We start from the raw sequence: 22621 nt of genomic DNA on the forward strand, positions 1-22621 counted from the left end.
TCAAGCCCTTCAGTTCTGACAAAAAACCGGGCCTATCCCGTCCAGCCAAGGCCGGCCGAGATGCAATTGATCGAGACGAGCAGAGCGTCGGTCGTCCGCCTTCGATCCGCCGTGCCGGGACTGGTCCGAACCTCGCGCAGCAGATCGACCTGCAAGCGGTGGATGTCGTCCATCTGTCGTCGCAGATTGTCGAAGCGCCGCTTGAACATCGGAAAGCGCGCGGAAAGATCGCCTCCGGTGAGGTCACCGATCAGGCGTCGCGTCAGCTCGTATTCGGCTCCGATGCGGCCGTAGATTCGCCAAGCTGCATCGGCGTCGGCTACCAGGCCGGCGTAGAGCTGCGCGATCTCCATGTCGGACTGGTAGAGCGTCTTCTCGGCCTCGTCGACGATCAGACGGAAGAAGCGCGAGCGCTCGAACATGCGGGCCAGAAGCTCGCGCCCGGCCTCGCCGCGCACCGTGACGAAGGCGTTCAGCGCGCTGCCGATGCCATACCAGCCGGTCAACAGATGACGGTTCTGGCTCCAGGCGAACACCCATGGAATGGCGCGCAGGTCGGCAATGCCGCTGGCGCCGAAACGGCGATCCGGCCGTGAGCCCATCTTCAGCAGCGCCAGTTCCGCAACGGGGCTCGCCTGGTTGAAATAATCGAGGAAGCCGGGCTCGGCCATCAACCGGGCATAGGATGCCTGCGACATGCCCGCCAGAGCCTCGAGCGCTTCGTCGAACTCCGGCGTTTCCTTCGGCCCGACATCAGCGGGCGATCCGACACTGTGGGCCAGAACGCCGGCGGCGAGAACCTCGAGCTGGTTGAGGCCGGTGCCGCGATTGGCGAATTTCGAAGAAACGACCTCGCCCTGCTCGGTTACCCGCATCCTGCCGGCGACAGTGCCCGCCGGCTGCGCCGCGATCGCCCGGCCGGTCGGCGCGCCGCCGCGACCGTGAAAGAAACTGATCCTGACCTTGTGCTTGCGCCCGATCGCGGCAAGGCGCTTTTGTGCTTTCGCCAGTTCCCAATTGGAGGCGAGGAAGCCGCCGTCCTTGTTGGAATCCGAATAGCCAAGCATGATTTCCTGGCGCGCGCCAAAATCGCGCACAGTCCGCCGCACCAGCGAAACACCGAGCAAATCATTCAGGACGGCAGGAGCGGCCTGCAGATCGGCGATGGTCTCGAACAATGGCACGATGCGCAGCCTGATCGTGCCGCTACTACCAGGGGCGGTCGAAAGTCCGCAATATTGCGCCAGCAGATACACCGCGAGCAGGTCGTCGGCCGAGCGGGTCATGCTGAGCACGAACGAGCCAACGGTGTCGGTATCCGCGCCCGAATTGTGCCTGGCGATGACAAAGAATGTCGAAAGCAGTTCGGCCGCCTCAGGCGAGAGCCGGCCTGCGCCGATCTCCGGTTGCTCGCCCTGGCTGAGGCTTGAGCGGAGGTGCGCCGACCATCGCGGCGTGCCGGGTGAGACCGGGTCGGCCGGATCTGTCAGCGCAAACAGCTCGGCCAGCACCCGGTTGACGACCGTGGAGTTCTGCCGGATGTCGAGCGAGACCGTACGGAAGCCGAAGCTTCCGGCTTGCCAGATGAGAGGCTGGACGAAGCGCCTGGCGACCGCGCGCCCACCGATCGCTTCGAGAACGGAAGACAGTGCGTTGAGATCGGCACGAAACGCCTCCGCCGAGAGATATGCCGCCGCGCCGCCGTCGCGCGTCGCCGCCAGCCGGGCAAGCATGGCCGAAGCGAATTGGCGAAGCGGTTCATCGGGGTTGCGGGCGGCAATCGCTTGCGCCTGTCCGCTTTTATCAAGCGCCGTTTGCAGCACCGGCTTAAAGCCCGGCGGCAGGTCGATGACGTTGGAGCTGGCGCTGAGCACCGTCACCAGCCGCTGCACCTGCGTCAGGTAACAGCCCATGCCAGTATTGCGGTATTCGGCCAGGGCATGAGCGGTGACTGCGGCCGTCACATTCGGATTGCCGTCGCGGTCGCCGCCGATCCACGAGGCATAGCGCATGAAGGACGGGATTCTGATCGGCTCTCCCGGATAGTGGCGCTCGAACGCGCCTTGAAGCTTGCCGTAGAGCTGCGGCGTTGCCTCGAAGATGACCTCGCGAAAGAAGTGCAGGCCCCAGGCGATTTCGCCCTCGACCGTCGGGCGCTCAAGTCGCAGCTCGCCCGTCATCCACAGAAGCTCGATCTCGCTTTCCAGATCGGCGACCAACAGGTCGCGTTCGCGCGGCGCCCAGCGCGGCTGGTCGAGCTCGGTCAACTTGCGATAGATGCGGCGATGGATCTCCAGCACCGTGACGCGCTTGGCCTCAGTGGGGTGCGCGGTCATGGTCGGCCCGACACATAGCTCATCGAGCGTGGCCTGGACTTCCCCCGCCGAGCGGCCGTTCGCCGCCATCTGCGCGACTACGCTGGCGAAGGACCCGGTCACCTCGTCGGCGCCCGCGCCTTGTTCGAGTTCGCGCCGCGCCCGCATGGCAAGCAACTCGTCGGCAATCGTCAACAACTGGAACCACACGCCGCTCGCCTGAAGCGCCGGGATGCGTTGTTCCGCGGCAAGCGAGACAAGCGACCGACGCCCGCTCAGTACGGCGGCGACCTCGGGCTCACGAGCGCTTGCGACCTGAAGCAGCAGGCGCAACAGGAGGCTGCGCTCGTCCTCGCGAAATTTGATGCGTCTGCTCTGTTCCAAACCGCTTTCCTCGGCTGCATCGATTGCAACTGCAGCAGCGCCTTGAATGGAGGGCGGCGCCGGCTGTCAGGCGACCCGATCGGGGACGGGGCGGCCTTCGAAGAAGGCGGTCAGGTTCTGCACCACCTTCATGCCCATCGCCACCCGCGTTTCCTCGGTCGCGCTGCCGAGATGCGGCAACAGCACGACGTTCTCCAACTGCTTCAGCGCTTCCGGAACGGCGGGCTCGTCGGCAAAGACGTCGAGACCTGCACCTGCGATCTCGCGCCGTTGCAGTGCACCGATCAGGGCATCCTGGTCGACGACGTCGCCGCGCGCGGTGTTGATCAGGAAGGCGCCGCGTTTCATCAACCCCAGGCTTCGAGCATCGATGAGATGGCGGTTTTCCACGCCGCCCGGACAGTGCAGCGAGACGAAATCGGATGCCGTAAGCACATCGTCCAAAGTCGGCAACTGCTCCGCGCCCATAGCGCGCGTCTCGTCATCATCGACCGGCGACCGGTTGAAGAATACGATCTTCATGCCGAAGCCGAAATGCGCGCGCCTGGCCGTCGCTTTGCCGATGCGCCCCATGCCGACAATACCCAAGGTCTTGCCCGACACTTTTGCCCCGGCCATGTGGGTTGGCGACCAGCCTCGCCACTCTCCGGCTCGCAGCTGCCGCTCGCCTTCGCCGGTGCGGCGCGCGACGGCCAGCATCAGGCTAAGCGCAAGGTCGGCGGTGCAATCCGTCAGCACGCCAGGCGTGTTGGTCACCACGATGTCGCGGTCGCGGGCTGCCGCGACATCGATATGGCTGAAGCCGACGCCGAAATTGGCGATGATGCGGGTGCGGGCGGCGGTCTCGGGGAACACCGCAACCGGCAAGCGGTCGCTGACCGTCGCCAGGATCGCGTCGAAATGCGCGAAGGCGCAAGTCATTGCGGCAGGGCTCAGCGGCTCGTCGCTGTCGTTGAACGTCATGTCGAAGCGCTCGGCCAGGATCGCTTCGACGGCGGCCGGCCATCTGCGGGTGACAATCAAACGCGGTTTCATCGAGTTTCCTGCTGATCGACGGGCCGCCGCGGCGTTTACGGCGGCCCAGACTTCACATTTTGTGGACTATGCGGCCGTCGCCCGGCCGTCACGCCGCCTTCTTGGTCCGCGCCAGCGTATCAGCCACGACTTCGCCGAAGGAGGCAGGCGTCGGCACGATGACGACGCCTGCGTCTTTCAGGATCTCGACCTTTTCCTGCGCCGACTCGCCGAAGGCGGAGATGATGGCGCCGGCATGGCCCATGCGGCGGCCCTTCGGCGCCGAGAGCCCGGCGATGTAGGCGATCAGCGGCTTTCGCATGTTGTCGCGCGCCCAGATCGCGGCTTCGGCTTCCTGTGGTCCGCCGATCTCGCCGATCATCACCACGGCGTCGGTGTCCTCGTCGCGCTCGAAGAGCTGAAGGATATCCTTGAAGGACGAACCATTGATCGGATCGCCGCCGATACCGACGCTGGTCGACACACCGATCCCCAACGCCTTCATCTGCGAGGCGGCCTCGTAGCCCAGCGTGCCCGAGCGCCCGACGATGCCGACGCGTCCGGGGAGATAGATGCTGCCGGGCATGATGCCCATCAGCGCCTGTCCGGGCGTGATGACGCCGGCGCAGTTCGGGCCGACGAGCCGCATGCGGTCTTCGAAGCGGTATCGGCGCATGTAGCGCTTCACCTGCATCATGTCCTGGGAGGGGATGCCGTCGGTGATGCAGACGCAAAGCTTAATGCCGGCGTCCGCCGCCTCCATGATCGAATCGGCGGCGAAGGGCGGCGGCACGAAGACGATGCTCGCCTCGGCGCGGGTCTCGCGCACAGCACCCTTGACGGTGTTGAAGACGGGCAGGCCGAGATGCGTCTGGCCGCCTTTGCCGGGGGTGACGCCGCCGACCAGCTTGGTGCCGTAGCGCTTCATGTCGTCGGCGTGGAAGCTGCCGATCTTGCCGGTGAAACCCTGGACGATGACGCGCGTGCTGCGGTTGAGCAGGATTGCCATTTCTCGACCTCCCTCAGGCTGCTTTCTTGTTCTTGGTGGCTTCGCGCCAGGCGGCGACGGCCTTTTCGGCGGCTTCGGCCAGCGTGTCGGCGACGATCACCGCCTCGCCGGAGTCGGCCAGGATCTTGCGTCCTTCCTCGACCTTGGTGCCGGAGAGGCGCACCACCAGCGGCACGTCGACGCCGACCTCGCGGATCGCCTTGATGACGCCTTCGGCGACCCAGTCACACCGGTTGATGCCGGCGAAAATGTTGACCAGGATGGTCTCGACATTCTTGTCGCCGAGCACGGCGCGGAAGGATTTCGCCACCCGCTCGGGCGAGGCGCCGCCGCCGATGTCGAGGAAATTGGCGGGCTCGCCGCCGGCGATCTTGATCATGTCCATCGTCGCCATGGCGAGGCCTGCGCCGTTGATGATGCAGCCGATATTGCCGTCCAGCCCGACATAGGAGAGACCGCGATCGCTCGCAAAAGTCTCGCGCGGGTCTTCCTGGCTCTTGTCGCGCAGTTCCGAGATTTCCGGGCGGCGGAACAGCGCGTTCTCGTCGAACGACATCTTGGCGTCGAGCGCGACGAGGCTGCCGTCGCGGGTCACCACCAGCGGATTGATCTCCAGCATCGAGGCGTCGTAGTCGCGGAACACCTGATAGCAGCCGAGGATGGTCTCGGTCGCCTTGCCGATCAGGTTGCTTTCAAGTCCGAGGCCGAAGGCGATCTCGCGCGCCTGGAAGCCCTGCATGCCGACGCCCGGATCGACGGTGGCGCGGATGATGGAATCCGGCTTCTTTTCGGAGATGTCCTCGATCTCCATGCCGCCGGCGGCCGATGCCACGATCATGACGCGCTCTTCCTTGCGGTCGAGCACGAAGCCGAGATAGAGCTCCTGCGCGATGTCGACGGCTTCCTCGAGATAGAGGCGCGAGATCAGCTTGCCGCGCGGGCCGGTCTGCTGGGTGACCAGCTTGCGGCCGAGCATTCCCTCAGCGGCGTTGGATATCTCCTCGTCGTTGGAGCAGAGCTTGATGCCGCCGGCTTTGCCGCGCGCGCCGGAATGGACCTGCGCCTTCAGCACCCATTTCGAGCCGCCGATCTCGCGCGCCCGGTAGGTCGCCTGCTCGGGGCTGTAGGCAAGGCCGCCGCGCGGGACATGCACGCCGTGGCGGGCGAGCAGTTCCTTGGCCTGGTATTCGTGAATGTCCATCTTGTCCTCCCGGTAATCTAATGCGCTGCGCTATGCGCCTGGCTGGCGCGCTCGATCGCCTCGCTCACCACCAGAACATTGCGTGCCATGCGTTCCGAGGCAGCGTCGATCATCTTGCCGTCGAGCGCCGCCGCGCCCTTGCCGAGCGCCTCCGCTTCCTTGAGCACTTCAAGGATGCGGCGAGCGCGGGTGACCTCCTTTTCCGGCGGCGAGAACACGTCGTTGGCCAGAGCGATTTGCGACGGATGGATCGCCCATTTGCCTTCGATGCCGAGTGCGGCGGCGCGCCTGGCGGCTGCTGTGAAACCTTCGGGGTCGGAGAAATCGCCGAACGGTCCGTCGATGGCGCGCAAGCCATAGGCGCGGCAGGCGACAGTCATGCGCGACAGGGCGAAATGCCACTGATCGCCGGGATAGTCAGGGTTGAGGCCGCCGATGTGGACGGTGCGCGCCTTGTTGCTGGCGGCGTAATCGGCGACGCCGAAATGCATCGCTTCGAGCCGGCCGGGCGTGGCGGCGATCGCCTCGACATTGGCCATGCCGAGCGCGGTTTCGATCAGCGCTTCGAGACCGACCCGGGTCTTGAAACCCTTGGCCATCTCGATCTGGTTGACCATGGCCTCGACCATATAGAGGTCCGCCGGCACGCCGACCTTCGGCACCAGGATAGTGTCCAGCCGGTCGCCGGCCTGTTCCATGACGTCGACCACGTCGCGGTACATGTAGTGGGTGTCGAGGCCGTTGATGCGCACCGACACGGTCTTGCCCTTGGCGCGCCAATCGATGTCGTTCAGCGCCTGGATGATGTTCTTGCGCGCGCGCTCCTTGTCGGGCGGCGCCACCGCGTCCTCGATGTCGAGGAAGACGAAGTCGGCGGCGCTGTTCGCCGCCTTGTCGATCATTTCCGGGCTGGAGCCGGGAACCGCCAGCTCGCTGCGCTGGAGCCTGAGCTTCTTGAGGTGGTTGATGGTGTGGCTCATCGTCCGTTCCTCACGCCGCCTCGGCGACCGGCATTGCGGCCGTGCGCCGGAAATGCTCGATCGCAGCCGCCACGCCCGAGCCCGGCGCCAGGCGCACGCCGCAATCAAGCAGCGCCATTTCGGCCGCCGACAGCGAGGCGCAGACCATCACCTCGTTCAGCCAGCCGAGATGGCCGATGCGGAAGACCTTGCCGAAGACCTTGTTGAGGCCGCCGCCGAGCGATGTCTGATAGGTGCGGTAGGCACGCTTGACCACGTCGCCGCTGTCGATGCCTTCCGGCACCAGGATCGCGCTCACCGTATCGGAGTGCCATTGCGGCGCCTTGGCGCACAGCTTCAACCCCCAAGCGTCGACCGCCTTGCGCACGCCTTCGGCGAGGCGATGGTGGCGGGCGAAGATGTTGTCTAGCCCTTCCTCGGCGATCAGGTCGAGCGAGGCGCGCAGGCCGCGCAGCAGCTGCGTGGCGGGTGTGTAGGGGAAATAGCCGGCGTCGTTGGCGCGGATCATGTCATCGAAGGAGAAGTAGCAGCGCCGGTGGGTCGCGACTCGCGACGCCGCCAGCGCCTTCTTGCTGACCGACAGGAAGCCGAGGCCGGCGGGCAGCATGAAACCTTTCTGCGAGCCGCTTACCGCGCAGTCGACGCGCCATTCCTCCTGACGGAAGTCGATCGAGCCGATCGACGAGACGCCGTCGACGAAGAGGAGCGCTGGGTGGTTCACTGCATCGAGCACCGCGCGACAGCCGGCGACGTCGCTGGTAACGCCGGTGGCGGTCTCGTTTTGCGTGCAGAAGACCGCCTTGATCTGGTGCGCCTTGTCCGCCCGCAGCCTTTCGGCATAGAGGTCGAGCGGGACGCCGGTTCCCCATTCACAATCGATGACGTCGACGTCGAAGCCGAGGCGCTCGGCCATGTCGACCCACAGATGCGAGAACTGGCCGAAGCGCGACATAAGCACCCGGTCGCCCGGGTTGAGCACGTTGGTCATCGCCGCCTCCCAGGCGCCGGTGCCGGACGACGGATAGATGAAGACGCGGCCGGTCTCGTTCTTGAAAACCTTCTTGATGTCCTCGAACAGCGGGAGCGTGAGATTGGGGAAGGAGGCGGCGCGCATGTCTTCCATCGGCAGGTTCATCGCCTGCCGGACCTCTTCAGGAATGTTGGTGGGTCCAGGGATGAAAAGATGGGTAAACCCGGCCATGCGCAAACTCCTCCTGCGTTTTTGGGATGCTGGAGGAAGTTTCATGTCGATGGCGCCGAGCGACAACACCTTGCCGGGTAAGTTGTCGCCACGCGTGGGTAGGTCGAGCCTACCCGATCCGCCTACCCGAAAGGCGATTTGGAGCCGCGTCGCTTCTCGTTGGCATAGAGCGCGACAGCCATGGCGCGGTTGCGCACGTCAAGCTTGTCGTAAAGATTTTTGAGATGGTACTTCACCGTGTTCTCGGAGATCCCGGTGCGGGTCGCGATCTGGAGATTGGTCCAGCCATCGGAAAGAACCGCAAGCAATTCGCGCTCGCGCACGGTGAGTTGCGACAGCGGCGTATCGTTGACCTTGTTGATGTCGATGTAAGGGATGCAGATCCGCCCATGCGCGACCGCCAGGATCGTCTCGAATATGATCGAGGGATCGTCGAACTGAAAGCAATAGCCCTGGGCGCCGAGCCGCACGCACTGCTTCAGGATGCCGATGTCATGATCATTGGAAAAGACCGTGATGCGCAGGTCGAGCTTGCGGTTCTGGATTTCCGCCAGGACATCGGCGCCATCCATGTCGGCGAGCTTCCAGCCGATGACGGCGACGTCGAACCTGGTGTTCGCCGCCAATTCCAGGAATTGCTTGCCGCTCGGCACGGAGCTCAACAGCTCGAAACGCCCGTCGCATTCCAGCATCTCGCGAAGCGCAGACACGACAAGCGGATTGCGCTCGGCGACGATAACACGCACGCGCTGCTCGCCAACTGCTTCGTTCGTTTTCCGGGACTTGAGGTTCAAGGCCTGCCGATTGTCCTGTCGATCTTGCCGATCCACCTGGACCTGCATCATGGCAATTCTGCCCCAACAGCAAAAGGGCGCTCTTTCCGCAGCGACATGCGCTGTCGCGGCGGCTGAACCCGCAAATGCGGCGCGACCCGCCTTTACCGGGAGGCGTCGCGGGGACATTTCTCTGAGTATTCCGCGCGCTACGGCTATATTTTCTCAGGACGAATCGTGTCTCGACCCTATCTGCCGCATAAGCATCGGATTTCCCGAAATGCGGTTTCCACTTTTCGGGCTCATGCTCTAGACCTGATTCACACCCTTTCCGGATTGCTGTTGGCGGGAGGCGCTGGTGGAAGGCCAGGACAGAGAGACGACCGGCGCCAGGACCGTCGAGGAAGGCGGCGCCGACATCTATGGCGAGGACGGCGCCGTCCGTTCTGCCTTCCTTGCGCAGATCGGCGCGGCCATCGCCGATCGCGACACGCTCATCTTAAAACGCGAAGTCGACGACCTGCATCAGTCGGAACTCGGCGATCTGCTGGAAGCACTCCATCCCGAGCAGCGCCGCGCACTGGTCGAATTGCTTGGCTCGGATTTCGACTTTTCGGCGCTGACCGAGGTCGACGAGGCGATCCGGCTCGACATCGTCGACAATTTGCCCAACGAACAGATCGCGCAGGCGGTGCAGGAACTCGATTCCGACGACGCCGTCTACATCCTGGAAGACCTCGACCAGGAGGACCAGGACGAGATCCTGTCGCAACTGCCGTTCACCGAGCGCATCCGGCTGCGGCGCGCGCTCGACTATCCGGAAGAGACGGCCGGCCGGCGCATGCAGACCGAGTTCGTCGCCGTGCCGCCGTTTTGGACCATCGGCCAGACGATCGACTACATGCGCGAGGACAAGAACCTTCCCGATCGCTTCAGCCAGATCTTCGTCATCGACCCGAGCTTCAAACTGCTCGGTGCCATCGATCTCGACCAGATCCTGCGCACCAAGCGCGCGGTGAAGGTCGAGGAGGTGATGCATGAGACGCGCCATGCCATCCCCGCCACCATGGACCAGGAAGAGGCGGCGCGGGAATTCGAGCAGTACGACCTGCTCTCGGCCGCCGTGGTCGACGAGAACGAGCGTCTGGTCGGCGTGCTCACCATCGACGACGTGGTCGACGTCATCCAGCAGGAGGCAGAGGAGGACCTTCTGCGCATGGGCGGCGTCGGCGACGAAGAGCTATCCGACACCGTGCTTGCGACCTCGCGATCGCGTGTGCCGTGGCTGCTCGTCAATCTGGTCACGGCGTTTCTCGCGGCCTCGGTGATTGGCCTGTTCGACCAGACCATCGAGCATATCGTGGCGCTCGCTGTGCTGATGCCGATCGTTGCCGGCATGGGCGGCAATGCCGGCTCGCAGACGATGACCGTCACGGTGCGGGCGCTGGCGACCAGGGATCTGGACATCTACAACGCCGCCCGGATCATCCGCCGTGAGGTGGGAGTGGGCTTCATCAACGGCATCGTCTTTGCGGTGCTGATCGGCATGGTTGCTGGACTGTGGTTCCACGACCCCAACCTGGGCGGCATTATCGCGGCGGCGATGATCATCAACATGTTCGCGGCGGCCCTGGCAGGCATTCTCATCCCGCTGCTGCTCGACCGCTTCAAGATCGACCCGGCGGTAGCCTCCGCCGTCTTCGTCACGACCGTCACCGACTGCGTCGGCTTCTTTGCATTCCTCGGATTGGCCACGTGGTGGTTTGGCGTTCCCTGAGACAGTGCTATAATTGACTTTTACGTAAATGCCGTGCGACGTTGCCCTGGGGTCAGATGCCGATTCCGGCACAGACGGGGTTGATTGGAGAAAGGGCGACGCTTCTGCGTGGCGATGCCTGGACGTTTGGGCGTGGGAGCGAGAATGCGGGAATATTACACGATCACAGAGCTGACGCGCGAATTCGACGTGTCCACCCGGACGTTGCGGTTCTATGAGGACGAGGGGCTGGTGCAGCCGATCCGGCGCGGGCGCACGCGGCTGTTTCGCCCGTCCGACCGGCATCTGATCCGCCAGATCATGCGCGGCAAGCGGCTCGGCTTCTCGATCGCCGAGATCCGCGAAATCATCCAGATGTACAAGGAACCGCCCGGCGAGGTCGGCCAGCTCAAGCTGATGATCAAGCGCATCGAGGAAAAGCGCGAGGACCTGCGCCAGAAACGGCGCGACCTCGAGGAGACGCTTGCCGAGCTCGACCAGGCCGAGGAGTCCTGCGTGGAGCGGTTGGCGGAGCTGGGCGTGAACACGTAGCCCGCTGACAGCCAAAGAATTCAGCTAGGCTAACCGTCGCAGACGTTCGAGATTGGCCGGAGCTTTCGAACTTCGTCATCCCACGGCGGAGCAGCCGCGAAGCGGCGTCGCGGCTTGCTTCGCCCTAGGATGTCACGGATGCTTCTGCTAATCGCCGAGGTGCGGGCCTGCTCGCACCCAGCAACCTTCATTGTCGATACAGCCTCAGATCCAGCGCCGGACCCGCTTGGCGTAATCGCGGTATTTCTTGCCGAACTTTGCCGCCAGTATCTTTTCCTCCTTCTCGATCGCCATTTTCTGCGTCGCGAAGGCAGCGAGGAAGGCAAACAGCAGGAACCATACGATACCGGTGATGAAGGAGACGCCGATCAACAGCAGCGTATTGGCGAGATACATTGGGTTGCGGGTGATGCCGAAGGGCCCCGATGTCACCAGATGGTCGGGCTCGGCATTGGGATTGAGCGTTGTCCTGGCGCGCACCATCGCGCGGATCGCGGTAACCCAGAGCGCTGCCACGCCAAAGAGCGCTACCCAGCCGGCGCCGACGAGGATAGCGCCGAATATGTCCCCGATCCAGGGCAGCGGGTAGAGCATGCCGAGCACGACGCTCAGTGCGATCGCCACGACATAGATCACAGGTGGCCAGGGGATGATCCCGTGTCCGGGCTTTGCGATGCCTGTCATTGCTGCCCTCCTTCCATCTCGTCCTCGGTCGCGGCGGTACAAGTGCTCGCCAGATCGGCCAGATGCGATTTCCAGGCGCTGGACTGGTCGTTGCTGTAGAGCTTGTCGAGAGACCCTTCGCCCTTCAGCGTGTCCAGCATGCAGCCACAATAGCTGGAACAGAACTTGCTGTCCCGTTGCTGTTCGCACTGCGCCTGGCAAGCCGACAGGAAACCAGCGTCCTTGTCTTGTGGCGCGGCCGGCATGACCTGCGAGAACAGCCACACCGCGCCGAACAGAAGCGGCTGGTGGATGAGATAGAAGGCGAGGCTGTGCCGGCCGATAAAAGTCAGCGGGGTCGACCAGCGGCCGGGCATCCAGGTCGCCAGCCGGGCGAGAAGCCCGGATGCCGAAGCGAGCTTGACGACCGCGATGCCGGCAAGCACTGCGCCGAACCATGGAAACAGCGGCACATAGTCGTTCGAGCGCGGGTTGGTCGGCGACAGTCCGACCCACCACAGCGCCGGATGGTCGAAGACTTCCGACCGCAGATAATAGGGCGCCGCAATCACGGCCGCGGCGACGATCGCCGTCAGCAATGTCGGCAGCCTGAGAAAAGCCAGGCCGAGCAGGCTTGCCAGCGCGATCTCGTGCAGGATGCCGAAGAAGATGAAGCCGTCCGGCGTGGCGATATAGGTGACGACCGAGATGGCGATCGCCGCAATCGCAACCATTGCAAAGCGCTTCCAGAAGCCAGGCCAGCGGATATGGCGGCCATGTGCGAGGAAAAGGCTGACACCGACCAGGAACAGAAAAGTCGAGGCGATGCAGCGGGCGTAGAGCTTCCACCAACCAAAGGCGGTGAGGCCCGGCGAGGTGTAGCCGAAGTTTTCGAGATCCCAGGTGAAATGATAGCTCGCCATCGCGATCAGCGCGATGCCGCGCAGGACGTCGATGGCGACGATGCGGCCGTGTTTCGGCGCGTCTTGAACGGCGACGCCGGTCGTCTGAAGGGTCATTGATCTCGCAATCCGATTCAGTCGTGCCAAACGACTATCACGGTTCGGGCGAACAACAGAGGGTGGATCGGCTGCTGCCATTCAGGCGGCATGGCAAGCCGCTTTAGGCCAGCGGCGGAAAGCCTCTGGCCGGCTTCGCTTTTCGGCCTCTCGGAGTCGGTTTCCTGCTACCGGTCCGCGACTGGTCTGGCCAGATTTGGCGAGCGATTCACTTTTCGGAGGGCCGATGTCCACCCATGTGCGCCATCCGATCTGGCTTCCGGCTCTCAGGCCCGCCGATGCGCGCACCTTCGCTTCGCTCTATGCGGTCGAATCCTTTGCTCGCGCCACCATCTCCAGCGTCATCCCGATCCAGGCCTACGAAATCCTGCACAACGAGCAGATCGTCTCGATCCTCTACACCATCGTGTCGCTGCTCGGGCTGTCGGTGACGCTGTTCATGCCGATGCTGATCCGCCGCTTCGCGCGGCGCTGGGTCTACACGGCCGGCTGCCTGATGCTGGCGATCGGCTCGGTGTTCTTCGTCACCCACACGCTGCCGGGACAACTCGCCGGGATGCTGTGCCGTGTCATGGGGGCGAGCGCGCTGTCCATCACGCTTAACCTCTACATCATGGACCATATCCGCAAGACCGACTTCATGCAGGCGGAATCGCTGCGCATGGCTTGGTCGATGTTCGCCTGGACCGGCGGGCCGACGCTCGGCATTTTCCTCTATACGCGCTTCGGGATTTATGCCGCAAACGGCGCGGTCGTGGCTTTCGCGCTGGCGCTGCTGGCGTTGTTCTGGACCTATCGGCTGGGCGACAACCCTTCGATCCGTCCCGGCAAGAGCCGTCCGATCAACCCGCTCGCCAATATCGGCCGCTTCGTCGCGCAGCCGCGGTTGCGCCTCGCGTGGCTGATCGCCTTCGGGCGCTCGTGTTTCTGGACGACCTTCTTCGTCTATGGCCCGCTGTTCATGGTGATCACGGGCGAGGGCAAGCTTGCCGGCGGGCTGCTGGTTTCGGCCGGCAATGCGCTTCTGTTCATGGCGATCTTCTGGGGCAGGGCGGGAAAGCGCTTCGGCGGCCGTCGGACCATGGCTTTCGCCTATTTCGCCATGGCGGCGATGCTCTTCGTGGCCGGCGGCGTCGGCGCCGCCGCGCCGCTGCTCACCGCCGCCTTCCTGCTCGGCGGCGCCTTGTTCACCATTGCGCTCGACGCGCTGGGCTCGACAGCCTTCATGCGCTCAGTGCGTTCCTATGAACGAGCGCAGATGGCGGCTGTCTACCGAACCTATCTCGATTTCTCCGAGCTGACGCCGCCGCTGGTCTATTCGGTGGTGCTCTCCTTCTTCGGTCTCGGCTCGGTGTTCGTCACGCTCGGCCTGTTGGCCGCCTTCTGTGGCTTCTTCACCTGGCGCTATCTGCCGAAGTCGTTTTGACCGGCTGCAACGCGGCATGGCGCCCACGCACCCACTCGTGGAAGCGGCGCAAATCGTACTCCTCGGGCATCAGCACGCCGGCCTGGTGGCGGATCGAGTGCATGCCCTTCTGGTTGATCTCGCAGATCGCGGCGTCCTCCTCCAGCACCTGCGCGCCGAAGGCGACGATGTTGTCGATATCGGTTTGTGCCAGGGCATCGGGCGCGAACAGCCATTCGGCGGTGAGTTCCGTCTGCTCCGGCCCGAGCGGGGCGAGACGCACCGTGCGGACATAGTCGACATGGCCGACGACGAACATCGAGGGCAGCGAGGTAGCGTAGGTCTGGCCGGCGGCTCGCTCGGCCGGCGTCAGCCCGGCAAAGACCGGCCCATGGACGCGTCCGTCGCGCGACCAGGTCTCGGCGCCGGCGCGTAGGCCGCCGGAAAACTCCGGCGCATCATTATCCGCATAGCGCGCCCATTCCGGATCGTCATGCCTCGCCATCAGGCCGCGCCCATAGATCGGCACCAGCCGCGACAGGTCCTTGTGCACGCCCGGGCAATGCAGGCATTCGTTGAAGTTCTCCCAGAAGATTTTCCAGTTGCAGTTCATCACCTTGGTGAGCCGGTGTCCGGGGACGAGCGTCTCCAGCGGCCAGTTCGAAAGATCGCGGGAGGCGGAGTCGAAGGAGGCTTCCGCCGAGCCATCGGGCTCCACTGCGAGATTGATGAAGACGAAGCCGCGCCACACTGACAGCGCCACCCGGTAGAGCGGATAATTGTCCTTGTCGAAGCCTTCGGGCAGCGATTTCGATGGGACACGGACGAGATCGCCGCGCAGCGAATAGGACCAGGCGTGGTAGGGGCAGGTGAGCAGCCTTGCCTTCAGCCGCCCTTCGCTTTCCTGGCAGAGCTGCGAGCCGCGATGCCGGCAGGTGTTGTGGAAGGCGCGCAAGCTCCCGGCCTCGTCGCGCAGCACGACGACCTGCTGCGAGCCGATACGCGCGGTTCGAAAGGCAAGAGGTTCCGCGAGATCGGCTTCGCGGCAAACCATGAGCCAGCTCCGATACCAGATCGCTTCGAGATCGAGCCGGTAAGCGTCGGCTTCCCGATAGGCGCTTGCAGGCAACGTCGGCTCGAGGCTGGTGAGGCCATTGTAGCGGCTGTGTTCGCTAGGATTTGGCTGCATGAGCGGCTCCCCTTGGCTGATGACAGCCGACACCCGGGCAGGACCGTTGTCAATTGCGCGGCCATTGTCGCTTCCGGGTGCTGCCCTTAAGGTCACTTCGTAATCGCCTGCGGTTTCGCCGGCTGCCCAGGATTGCAAAGTATGCCTGCAAGAACGATGTCGCTGACCGTGGAACTGGTCGCCCGCTGTTTTCGCGCGGTCGATGACCCGGGGCCCGACCCGGATGCCGAGCATCTCGTGGACAGCGACTATGAAGCCATGCTGGATGCATTCGAGGCCGAGCTACCTGCAACCGAGCCTCTCTGGCTGTTCGGCTACGGCTCGCTGATCTGGAAACCGGAAATCGAGCATTTTGAGGAGCGCGTCGCCGTGGCTCGCGGCTGGCATCGCTCCTTCTGCATGAAGATGACGCGCTGGCGCGGCACCAAGCAAAGGCCCGGCCTGATGATGGCGCTGGATCGTGGCGGCCAATGCAAGGGCGTTGCTTTCCGCCTGAACGGTGGTGACCGCCGGCAGGCGCTGGACAGGCTTTTTCGCCGCGAGATGACGCTGAAGCCGACCAGCTACCGACCGCGCCTGCTGCAACTCGCAACCGACAAGGGGCCGTTGAGAGCGCTTGCCTTCGTCATCAATCGCAAAGGCACGACCTATGCCGGCCCACTCAACGAAGACGAGGTGGTCGAACGGCTGGCGACCTCGTGCGGCCACTGGGGTTCAGGCGCCGACTATCTCTACAACACGGTGAAGAACCTCGAACAGCGCGGTATTCACGACCGCCATTTGTGGCGATTGCAGAAGCTCGTCGCCGAGCGGATCGCCGGATCTTAGTCCGAAACCGGTGCCGCAATCACGCTGCGGCGTGACGGAATTTGGTTTGCCGGTCGCGACGATTCTGCCTATAGTCGCTGGCGTCGTCGGTTCCGTTTTTGGAGCCAAGAGGGAATGCGGTGAGGGTGGAGTCTTTGCCCTAAGCCGTGGCTGCCCCCGCAACTGTGTGCGGTAGTCCTCTCCATAGACCACTGAGGTTTGTCCTCGGGAAGGTGGGGAAGGGTGCGAATCCGCGAGCCAGGAGACCTGCCGGCGACAGGAAAGTTGACTTCGATGCCCTCGGGTGGAGGGCGAAAGGACAAGACATGAATACCGCTTCCGTCGCCCTCGGCGCCTCCGTCTCCTCGCAGTCGCGCATCATGCAGCTGGCTCTCGCCGCGCTGCTCGGCATTTTCGTCGTCGGTTTCGTCGGCTTCTCGCACATCGATGCGATCCACAACGCTGCCCACGACTATCGTCACTCGATGGCTTTTCCCTGCCACTGACGAAGGCCCGATATCATGAATCTGTTTCGCAACGTCGTGTTCGTCGCGGCGATCGCAGGGCTCGTGGCGGGCATCGCGCTTGCCTGCATGCAGGCCTATGCGACCGTGCCGCTGATCCTCAAAGCGGAAGTCTATGAAAAGGCGGGCGGCGGTCATCACCACGACCATGCCGCCAACACTGGAACTGGCACTGCCATGAGCTCGGCCGAACCGGCGGGCAATGCGATGAGCAGCGCCGCTCCTGCGTCGACGGAAGCGGCGGCTCCGACCGAGGACGAGGGCTGGGCTCCGGCCGACGGCTTCGAGCGCTTCGCCTTCAACGTTGTCGCAAACATCGTCACCGGCATCGGCTTCGCGCTGATCCTGGTCGCGGTGTCGGAATTCGCCGGTGGCATCGGCAGCTGGCGCCAGGGCGTGTTCTGGGGCCTTGCCGGTTTTGCGGTTTTCACGCTCGCGCCCGGCCTCGGCCTGCCGCCGGAACTGCCGGCCATGCCGGCGGCGGAACTTCTGCCGCGCCAGATCTGGTGGATTTCGACGGTGGCCGCAACCGCGGTCGGCCTTGGATTGATCGCCTTTCGCAAGTCGCTGCCCTTGGCAATTCTGGCGGTCGTGCTGATCGTCGCTCCGCACGTAGTCGGCGCGCCGCAGCCCGTCAGCTTCGAGACGGCGATTCCCGAAGGGCTGCACCATCAGTTCGTGGTGGCGGTGACCCTCACCGACCTGGTCTTCTGGCTGGTGCTCGGTGCGGCCGTCGGTGTGGTGCGCGGGCGCTTCACCGGTACATCGACCAGCCTGCGCGACAGCTTTGCCTGATCGCGCGGACGGCCATCTGACTTTCATCATCGGCGGTGCGCGCTCCGGCAAGAGCGCGCATGCCGAGTGCCTGGTGGCGGCAAGCCCGTCGCCTTGGGCCTATATCGCCACCGCGCAGGCCTATGACGAGGAGATGCGCGAGCGCATCGCGCTGCATCGCTCGCGCCGCGGCAAAGGCTGGGTCACCGTCGATGCGCCGCTCGACCTGGTCGGCGCGATCGACGCCTTGCCCGATCACCAGCCGGTGCTTATCGATTGCCTGACATTGTGGCTGAGCAATCATATGCTGGCGGACCACGATATCGAGGCCGAGTGCCGGCGGCTCTCGGATGTGCTTTCGCAGCCGCGCGGACCGTGGTTTGTGGTGTCTAACGAAGTCGGGCTCGGCATCGTGCCGGACAATGCGCTGGCGCGCCGGTTCCGCGACGCCGCCGGGCGGCTCAACCAGCAGGTCGCGGCTGTCGCCGACAGCGTGCTGATGATGGTGGCGGGGCTGCCGCTCAAGGTGAAGTGACATGGGCGAGATCAAAGACACGATCATCGACGACAAGGATGCCGAACGCCATCGAGCCAAGATGGCCAAGCGCAAGGCGGTGCAGGATGCCGAGGTGGCCGGCAAGACGATCGAGAAGGGACTGCTGATCGTCAATACGGGGCCGGGCAAGGGCAAGACCACGGCTGCGTTCGGCCTGGCGCTGAGGATGCTCGGCTACGGCAAGCGCGTCGGCGTCGTCCAGTTCATCAAAGGCAAATGGCACACGGGCGAGAAGGATGCCTTCGCCGCCTTTGGCGATCGCGTCGTCTGGCACGCGATGGGCGAGGGCTTCACCTGGGAGACGCAGGACCTGAAGCGCGACATTGCCGCCGCCGAGGCTGCCTGGGCGAGGGCGCTCGAGCTGATTGCCGACCCGTCGATCAGCCTCGTGGTCCTCGACGAGCTCAACATCGCTCTGCGCTACGACTATCTCGAGCTGGAAAAGGTGGTCGCGGCGCTGAAGGCGCGTCGCGAGGGCCTGCATGTCGTCGTCACCGGCCGCAATGCTAAGCCGCTGCTTGTGGAGGCCGCCGATCTCGTCACCGAGATGGGGCTGACCAAGCACCATTTCGCGGCCGGTGTGAAGGCGCAGCAGGGGATTGAATTCTGAGGCGCCTTAGCCGCCGATCAAAATGGTCAGGTAGATCACCGTCGCCGACAGAATCGCGAACAGGCCGATCAACAGCCCGTCGGCGACGCGATAGAGTTCCAGCGCCTGCCTTATGTCGGTGCTTTCGGCCTCGCGCCTGCCGCCTTCGCCCATGAAGGCATCCTCGACGACCTCGCCGCCATAAGTGCGCGGTCCGGCCAGGGCGAGCCCCAGCGCGCCGGCCATGGCGGCTTCCGGCCAGCCGGCATTGGGCGAACGGTGCTTCTTCGCGTCACGCCGCATGACCTGCCAGGCATTGCGGGGGTCGGCGCCCTTGACGATGAAGGCCGCCAGCACAATCAGCAGGCCGGTGAGCCGCGATGCCGGCAGGTTGACCAGGTCGTCGAAGCGAGCGGCCGCCCGGCCGAAGGCCTCGTATTTCGGCGTGCGGTGGCCGATCATGGAATCGGCGGTGTTGGCGGCCTTGTAGGCAGCACCCCCGGCCAAACCACCGACACCGGTCCATATGGCGGGCGCGACGATGCCATCGGAGAAATTCTCGGCCAGGCTTTCGATCGCGGCGCGGGCAACGCCCGCCCTGTCGAGCTTGTCCGGATCGCGGCCGACGATGCGCGAAACGGCGATGCGGCCGAGCGTCAGGCCACCGGTCTCCAGCGCATCGGCGACATCCTCGACATGCTCGGCGAGGCTCTTCTGCGACAGAAGCGAGGAGCTGAGAATGGCCGCGATGACCAGGCCGGACGGAAAGATCAGCCAGAGCAGGACATGCAGCGTCAGGCCGATGGCCGCCGGCACCAGCAGGATGACCAGAAGCGCCTGGACGCCGCGGCGGCGACGCAATTCGTCGGAATCGGTGGCGCGGTTGAGCCTGCGATCGAGAAAGGATATCAGCCTGCCGATCCAGGTTACCGGATGACCGATGGCGTTGAACAACCAGTCCGGATAGCCAAGGGCACGTTCGATGGCGAGTGACAGGAAAGCGATCAGGATCGACATGAAGCTTCTAAGCGGAGCGGTTGCAGCGGTTGATCACGGCGGCAGCCTTGGCCGGGCAAGCGCGCTCTTCCCTCATGCGCCACAGCCTTTCCTTGACCTCTCGACAGGTATCAATCCGCACTCCTATCCGCTTTTTGATCTGCCCGCCACCGCCCTGTCACGATTGCCGGAGCCAGGACGACTGCGCGAATTGGCCGAAATTGCGGCCAAGGCGTATGGCGCGCGGTCGGCGGCGCATGTCGTGGCCGCGCCCGGCACGCAGATTTTGTTGCCGCGGGTCGCTTCGCTGGTGAAACCAGGCAAGGCACTGGTGCTGGGTCCAACCTATGCCGAGCACGCCAGGGTGGCCGCGATTGCAGGCCACGCGGTTGTGGAGGCGGGCGACTTCGACGCCTTGGCGGACGCGGACCTTGCCGTGCTGGTCAACCCGAACAATCCGGATGGGCGAGTGATCGAAAGGGACCGCCTGGTCGGCCTTGCTGCGCGGCTTCGCGCGAAGGGCGGCCTGCTGGTGGTCGACGAAGCCTTCATGGATGTCGGCCCGGTCCAACACAGTCTGGCTGGCGATGTGGGCCAGGGTGGTATGGTGGTGCTGCGCTCCTTCGGCAAATTCTTCGGCCTTGCCGGCGTAAGGCTTGGTTTCGCGCTGGCCGACCAACTGACCGCCGAGCGGTTGGAGGCGCAGCTTGGGCCATGGGCTGTCGCCGGTCCTGCACTTGAATACGGAATCCGCGCATTGGCGGACGCCGAGTGGCAGGATGACATGCGACAGGGCCTGGCAGCCGATGCCAAGCGCCTCGACGCGCTGCTCAGCCGATTCGGTATCGCGGTCGCCGGCGGCACCAGTTTGTTCCGCTATTTGTCTTTCTCTGATGCTGCCTCCCTGTTCTCCGCTCTTGGCGAACGCGGTATCCTGGTCCGTCATTTTGCCGATCGACCGCAGGTCTTGCGCGTCGGTCTGCCCGGCAGCGAAGAGGAGTGGCAGCGGCTCGAGAGCGCGCTTGCAGAGTGGGCCTCGCGGCGCGACGATGCGCCGAAGGAGTGCTGACGATGATCCATGTCTGTTCGCTGTCGAAGGTGGAGGAGACCGTTGCGAGAACCGGCGCGGAGCGCTTGCTGTCGCTGCTCGCCGACGGCACCGGGATGATCCGTCCGGCCTCGATACTGGCCGAAAACCATCTGCATCTCGTCATGCACGACATCGTCGCCGCGCAGGAAGGCATGACCATGCCGGGCGAGGAGCATGTGCGCGCGCTGCTCGACTTCGCCTATCGCTGGGACAGGGCCAAACCGATGGTCGTGCACTGCTATGCCGGTATCAGCCGATCCACGGCGTCGGCTTATATTATCGCGGCGGCACTGGCGCCCAAACGCGACGAGGCGGAACTGGCGAAGACGCTGCGCTTTCTCTCGCCGTCAGCGACGCCCAATCCAAGGCTGATTGCCGTTGCGGATATGTTGCTTGGGCGAGAAGGCCGGATGATCGCGGCAGTCGAAGCAATCGGGCGCGGTGCAGATGCCTTTGAAGGGATTCCGTTCGAACTCAGCATTAGAGATTGAGCTCGCACTGTTCCGCTACGCCAGCCAGTCGGCAAGCCTCGCCTTACGCACATCCCTGGCCAGGGTGATGAAGCCATCGGCCTGATGCTCGGCGGTGAGCCGGCCTTTTTCGGCGGTGGCGATACTGGCGTCGCCGACCACGCCGTTCGGATTGAGGTCGCTGGCGATCCAGGCGAAGGCGTGCGTTCCGGTGTGCCGCAGCAGGGCGAATTCCTTTTCAGCGCGACCGACATTGGAGACGAAGTTGTCGGCCTTGCCCATATCGACGAGATCTGGCCGGAAATGCAGCATCAACGAGGTCTCGACATCGCCGCCATGGATGCCGTGACGGTCCTCGAGCTCGGTATACATGCCAGCGGGACGGCCGAAGCGCTGCCAGCTCGTCTTCACCGCCAGCATCTTTGCGCGCACGCGCAATTCGCGCGTGACAATGCCCATGATCTCCTCGTTGCCGCCATGCGAGTTGACGACGATCAACTTTCTGACCCCGGCGCGGGCGACCGAGAGGCCAAGCTCGGTCCAGGCGTCGACCAGGGTGGTGGCCGGCAAGGTGAGCGTTCCCGGCGCATGCAGATGCTCGTTCGACTTGCCCACCGCCTGCACCGGCAGGAGGCGGATGTCGATGTCCTCGGGCAGGCGCGCAATCACCGTCTCCAGCATGCCCATCATGATCGAGGTGTCGGTCGAGACGGGAAGGTGAGGGCCATGCTGCTCGACCGCGGCCACCGGCAGAACGGCAATCGTCGCTTCCGCGTCGATCGAGGCGTATTCGGTCGTCCGATAGTCGCCCCACCACACACGTCTTGTCGTCACTGTCGTCTCCCGATGGTCTGCTGTTGGCCCGAAGGTCTAAAGCGCCTGGGCATTCCGGGCAACAGCTAGCCTGCTGCCAGAACCTCCACCTCGACCTTGAATTCCGGGCGGGCAAAACCTGAAACGATCATCAGCGTCGAAGCGGGCGCCGGATCGGAAAACAGGCGATTGCGAACGTCCATATAGGCCTGCAGATGCGCGCGATCGGTGACGAAGGCGTTGATGCGCACGACATCGTTCAGCGTCAGCCCGGCTTCGCTTAAGATTGCGGCAATATTCTTGAAGCAAAGCTCGGTCTGCGCGCCGGCATCCTCCGGGACGGCGTCATCCGGCGCGATGCCCAACTGACCCGAACATAGCACAAGGCGCTTTCCCGCTGGAATTTCAACGCCATGGCTATAACGGGCAAAGGGCGGCTTGATCGACTTGGGGGCGAGATAATTGAGCATGGCATTCTCCTGTCGGCAGGCAGACTAAGGCCGGATTCATGAAAGCTTCAAGATGCGGTGCATGCCGCCCG

General features: G+C 64.3%; 23 protein-coding genes and 1 riboswitch. Of the genes, 10 read left to right on the top strand and 13 right to left on the bottom strand.

The window, feature by feature from the left end; all coding sequences use genetic code 11:
• Nucleotides 1-32 precede the first annotated feature (32 nt).
• The 7 genes from A9K66_RS25785 to A9K66_RS25815 form a co-directional block, all read right to left on the bottom strand.
• On the bottom strand, nucleotides 33-2699 hold the full coding sequence (locus tag A9K66_RS25785) for a phosphoenolpyruvate carboxylase (RefSeq protein WP_067329202.1): 2667 nt from the start codon (nucleotides 2697-2699) through the stop codon (nucleotides 33-35).
• A gap of 66 nt (nucleotides 2700-2765) precedes the next feature.
• Nucleotides 2766-3734: a D-glycerate dehydrogenase gene (locus A9K66_RS25790; protein WP_067329204.1), complete on the bottom strand. Its 969-nt coding sequence runs from the start codon at nucleotides 3732-3734 to the stop codon at nucleotides 2766-2768.
• Nucleotides 3735-3822: 88 nt separating this feature from the next.
• Nucleotides 3823-4722 (bottom strand): succinate--CoA ligase subunit alpha, encoded by a 900-nt coding sequence (gene sucD / locus A9K66_RS25795; protein ID WP_067001220.1) that lies wholly within the window; start codon nucleotides 4720-4722, stop codon nucleotides 3823-3825.
• A 13-nt stretch (nucleotides 4723-4735) separates the two neighbouring features.
• On the bottom strand, nucleotides 4736-5923 hold the full coding sequence (locus A9K66_RS25800) for a malate--CoA ligase subunit beta (protein ID WP_067001218.1): 1188 nt from the start codon (nucleotides 5921-5923) through the stop codon (nucleotides 4736-4738).
• 17 nt (nucleotides 5924-5940) lie between these two features.
• Complete coding sequence (locus tag A9K66_RS25805; RefSeq protein WP_067329206.1) at nucleotides 5941-6903, bottom strand: CoA ester lyase; 963 nt, start codon at nucleotides 6901-6903, stop codon at nucleotides 5941-5943.
• A gap of 10 nt (nucleotides 6904-6913) precedes the next feature.
• Nucleotides 6914-8104 (bottom strand): aminotransferase class V-fold PLP-dependent enzyme, encoded by a 1191-nt coding sequence (locus A9K66_RS25810; protein ID WP_067329209.1) that lies wholly within the window; start codon nucleotides 8102-8104, stop codon nucleotides 6914-6916.
• Between the two features lie 122 nt (nucleotides 8105-8226).
• A complete protein-coding gene (locus A9K66_RS25815) occupies nucleotides 8227-8850 on the bottom strand; it encodes a response regulator transcription factor (RefSeq protein WP_067329607.1) in 624 nt (207 codons plus the stop codon).
• A 385-nt stretch (nucleotides 8851-9235) separates the two neighbouring features.
• Between A9K66_RS25815 and mgtE the strand changes: the two genes are divergently transcribed.
• Together mgtE and A9K66_RS25825 are read left to right on the top strand one after the other, a co-directional pair.
• On the top strand, nucleotides 9236-10654 hold the full coding sequence (gene mgtE, locus A9K66_RS25820; RefSeq protein WP_067329211.1) for a magnesium transporter: 1419 nt from the start codon (nucleotides 9236-9238) through the stop codon (nucleotides 10652-10654).
• 144 nt (nucleotides 10655-10798) lie between these two features.
• Nucleotides 10799-11185, top strand: coding sequence for a MerR family DNA-binding transcriptional regulator (locus A9K66_RS25825; protein WP_040969921.1), 387 nt, complete (start codon nucleotides 10799-10801; stop codon nucleotides 11183-11185).
• A 204-nt stretch (nucleotides 11186-11389) separates the two neighbouring features.
• Here A9K66_RS25825 and A9K66_RS25830 read toward each other — a convergent pair whose 3' ends face one another.
• Both A9K66_RS25830 and A9K66_RS25835 read right to left on the bottom strand, forming a co-directional pair.
• A complete protein-coding gene (locus A9K66_RS25830) occupies nucleotides 11390-11869 on the bottom strand; it encodes an isoprenylcysteine carboxylmethyltransferase family protein (RefSeq protein ID WP_067329213.1) in 480 nt (159 codons plus the stop codon).
• A complete protein-coding gene (locus A9K66_RS25835) occupies nucleotides 11866-12867 on the bottom strand; it encodes a DUF1624 domain-containing protein (RefSeq protein ID WP_067329215.1) in 1002 nt (333 codons plus the stop codon). Before A9K66_RS25835 ends, A9K66_RS25830 begins: the two co-directional genes overlap by 4 nt.
• 226 nt (nucleotides 12868-13093) lie before the next feature.
• Here A9K66_RS25835 and A9K66_RS25840 point away from each other — a divergent pair, with 226 nt between their 5' ends.
• A complete protein-coding gene (locus A9K66_RS25840; protein WP_067329217.1) occupies nucleotides 13094-14293 on the top strand; it encodes an MFS transporter in 1200 nt (399 codons plus the stop codon).
• On the opposite strand, the gene A9K66_RS25845 is transcribed toward A9K66_RS25840, so the two are convergent.
• Nucleotides 14262-15461 (bottom strand): aromatic ring-hydroxylating dioxygenase subunit alpha, encoded by a 1200-nt coding sequence (locus A9K66_RS25845; protein ID WP_067329611.1) that lies wholly within the window; start codon nucleotides 15459-15461, stop codon nucleotides 14262-14264. The genes A9K66_RS25840 and A9K66_RS25845 overlap by 32 nt on opposite strands.
• Before the next feature lie 141 nt (nucleotides 15462-15602).
• Between A9K66_RS25845 and A9K66_RS25850 the strand changes: the two genes are divergently transcribed.
• The 5 genes from A9K66_RS25850 to cobO all read left to right on the top strand — a co-directional run bounded on the left by A9K66_RS25850 (nucleotide 15603) and on the right by cobO (nucleotide 18732).
• Nucleotides 15603-16289: a gamma-glutamylcyclotransferase gene (locus A9K66_RS25850; RefSeq protein ID WP_067329219.1), complete on the top strand. Its 687-nt coding sequence runs from the start codon at nucleotides 15603-15605 to the stop codon at nucleotides 16287-16289.
• A gap of 70 nt (nucleotides 16290-16359) precedes the next feature.
• Nucleotides 16360-16558: riboswitch (cobalamin riboswitch) on the top strand.
• 36 nt (nucleotides 16559-16594) lie between these two features.
• Nucleotides 16595-16774, top strand: coding sequence for a CbtB domain-containing protein (locus A9K66_RS25855; protein ID WP_067329221.1), 180 nt, complete (start codon nucleotides 16595-16597; stop codon nucleotides 16772-16774).
• A 15-nt stretch (nucleotides 16775-16789) separates the two neighbouring features.
• Nucleotides 16790-17587 (top strand): CbtA family protein, encoded by a 798-nt coding sequence (locus A9K66_RS25860; RefSeq protein ID WP_067329223.1) that lies wholly within the window; start codon nucleotides 16790-16792, stop codon nucleotides 17585-17587.
• The gene (gene cobU / locus A9K66_RS25865; RefSeq protein ID WP_067329225.1) at nucleotides 17580-18101 is read left to right on the top strand and encodes a bifunctional adenosylcobinamide kinase/adenosylcobinamide-phosphate guanylyltransferase; all 522 of its coding nucleotides are present in this window, start codon (nucleotides 17580-17582) and stop codon (nucleotides 18099-18101) included. Before A9K66_RS25860 ends, cobU begins: the two co-directional genes overlap by 8 nt.
• A gap of 1 nt (nucleotide 18102) precedes the next feature.
• The gene (gene cobO / locus A9K66_RS25870; RefSeq protein ID WP_066999565.1) at nucleotides 18103-18732 is read left to right on the top strand and encodes a cob(I)yrinic acid a,c-diamide adenosyltransferase; all 630 of its coding nucleotides are present in this window, start codon (nucleotides 18103-18105) and stop codon (nucleotides 18730-18732) included.
• Between the two features lie 6 nt (nucleotides 18733-18738).
• Here the strand turns inward: cobO and cbiB are convergent, their stop codons facing one another.
• Nucleotides 18739-19728 (bottom strand): adenosylcobinamide-phosphate synthase CbiB, encoded by a 990-nt coding sequence (gene cbiB, locus A9K66_RS25875; protein WP_067329227.1) that lies wholly within the window; start codon nucleotides 19726-19728, stop codon nucleotides 18739-18741.
• Here cbiB and cobD point away from each other — a divergent pair.
• Both cobD and A9K66_RS25885 read left to right on the top strand, forming a co-directional pair.
• Nucleotides 19727-20776 (top strand): threonine-phosphate decarboxylase CobD, encoded by a 1050-nt coding sequence (cobD, locus tag A9K66_RS25880; RefSeq protein ID WP_067329229.1) that lies wholly within the window; start codon nucleotides 19727-19729, stop codon nucleotides 20774-20776. The two genes, cbiB and cobD, sit on opposite strands and share 2 nt — an antisense overlap.
• A gap of 2 nt (nucleotides 20777-20778) precedes the next feature.
• Nucleotides 20779-21288, top strand: a complete 510-nt coding sequence (locus tag A9K66_RS25885; protein WP_067329232.1) for a tyrosine phosphatase family protein — start codon at nucleotides 20779-20781, stop codon at nucleotides 21286-21288.
• Between the two features lie 15 nt (nucleotides 21289-21303).
• On the opposite strand, the gene A9K66_RS25890 is transcribed toward A9K66_RS25885, so the two are convergent.
• Both A9K66_RS25890 and A9K66_RS25895 read right to left on the bottom strand, forming a co-directional pair.
• Complete coding sequence (locus A9K66_RS25890) at nucleotides 21304-22101, bottom strand: creatininase family protein (RefSeq protein WP_067329234.1); 798 nt, start codon at nucleotides 22099-22101, stop codon at nucleotides 21304-21306.
• A 65-nt stretch (nucleotides 22102-22166) separates the two neighbouring features.
• The gene (locus A9K66_RS25895; RefSeq protein ID WP_067329236.1) at nucleotides 22167-22550 is read right to left on the bottom strand and encodes a RidA family protein; all 384 of its coding nucleotides are present in this window, start codon (nucleotides 22548-22550) and stop codon (nucleotides 22167-22169) included.
• Nucleotides 22551-22621: the final 71 nt, after the last annotated feature.

This window comes from Mesorhizobium sp. AA23, assembly GCF_001672435.1.
Taxonomy (GTDB): Bacteria; Pseudomonadota; Alphaproteobacteria; order Rhizobiales; family Rhizobiaceae; genus Mesorhizobium.

What these genes read in the sequence shown, in the direction of transcription:
- A9K66_RS25790 (WP_067329204.1), bottom strand. Translation starts at nt 3,734, where the DNA reads ATGAAACCGCGTTTGATTGTCACCCGCAGATGGCCGGCCGCCGTCGAA.
- sucD (WP_067001220.1), bottom strand. Translation starts at nt 4,722, where the DNA reads ATGGCAATCCTGCTCAACCGCAGCACGCGCGTCATCGTCCAGGGTTTC.
- A9K66_RS25800 (WP_067001218.1), bottom strand. Translation starts at nt 5,923, where the DNA reads ATGGACATTCACGAATACCAGGCCAAGGAACTGCTCGCCCGCCACGGC.
- A9K66_RS25805 (WP_067329206.1), bottom strand. Translation starts at nt 6,903, where the DNA reads ATGAGCCACACCATCAACCACCTCAAGAAGCTCAGGCTCCAGCGCAGC.
- A9K66_RS25810 (WP_067329209.1), bottom strand. Translation starts at nt 8,104, where the DNA reads ATGGCCGGGTTTACCCATCTTTTCATCCCTGGACCCACCAACATTCCT.
- A9K66_RS25825 (WP_040969921.1), top strand. Translation starts at nt 10,799, where the DNA reads ATGCGGGAATATTACACGATCACAGAGCTGACGCGCGAATTCGACGTG.
- A9K66_RS25830 (WP_067329213.1), bottom strand. Translation starts at nt 11,869, where the DNA reads ATGACAGGCATCGCAAAGCCCGGACACGGGATCATCCCCTGGCCACCT.
- A9K66_RS25835 (WP_067329215.1), bottom strand. Translation starts at nt 12,867, where the DNA reads ATGACCCTTCAGACGACCGGCGTCGCCGTTCAAGACGCGCCGAAACAC.
- A9K66_RS25840 (WP_067329217.1), top strand. Translation starts at nt 13,094, where the DNA reads ATGTCCACCCATGTGCGCCATCCGATCTGGCTTCCGGCTCTCAGGCCC.
- A9K66_RS25845 (WP_067329611.1), bottom strand. Translation starts at nt 15,461, where the DNA reads ATGCAGCCAAATCCTAGCGAACACAGCCGCTACAATGGCCTCACCAGC.
- A9K66_RS25850 (WP_067329219.1), top strand. Translation starts at nt 15,603, where the DNA reads ATGCCTGCAAGAACGATGTCGCTGACCGTGGAACTGGTCGCCCGCTGT.
- A9K66_RS25855 (WP_067329221.1), top strand. Translation starts at nt 16,595, where the DNA reads ATGAATACCGCTTCCGTCGCCCTCGGCGCCTCCGTCTCCTCGCAGTCG.
- A9K66_RS25860 (WP_067329223.1), top strand. Translation starts at nt 16,790, where the DNA reads ATGAATCTGTTTCGCAACGTCGTGTTCGTCGCGGCGATCGCAGGGCTC.
- cobO (WP_066999565.1), top strand. Translation starts at nt 18,103, where the DNA reads ATGGGCGAGATCAAAGACACGATCATCGACGACAAGGATGCCGAACGC.
- cobD (WP_067329229.1), top strand. Translation starts at nt 19,727, where the DNA reads ATGAAGCTTCTAAGCGGAGCGGTTGCAGCGGTTGATCACGGCGGCAGC.
- cbiB (WP_067329227.1), bottom strand. Translation starts at nt 19,728, where the DNA reads ATGTCGATCCTGATCGCTTTCCTGTCACTCGCCATCGAACGTGCCCTT.
- A9K66_RS25885 (WP_067329232.1), top strand. Translation starts at nt 20,779, where the DNA reads ATGATCCATGTCTGTTCGCTGTCGAAGGTGGAGGAGACCGTTGCGAGA.
- A9K66_RS25895 (WP_067329236.1), bottom strand. Translation starts at nt 22,550, where the DNA reads ATGCTCAATTATCTCGCCCCCAAGTCGATCAAGCCGCCCTTTGCCCGT.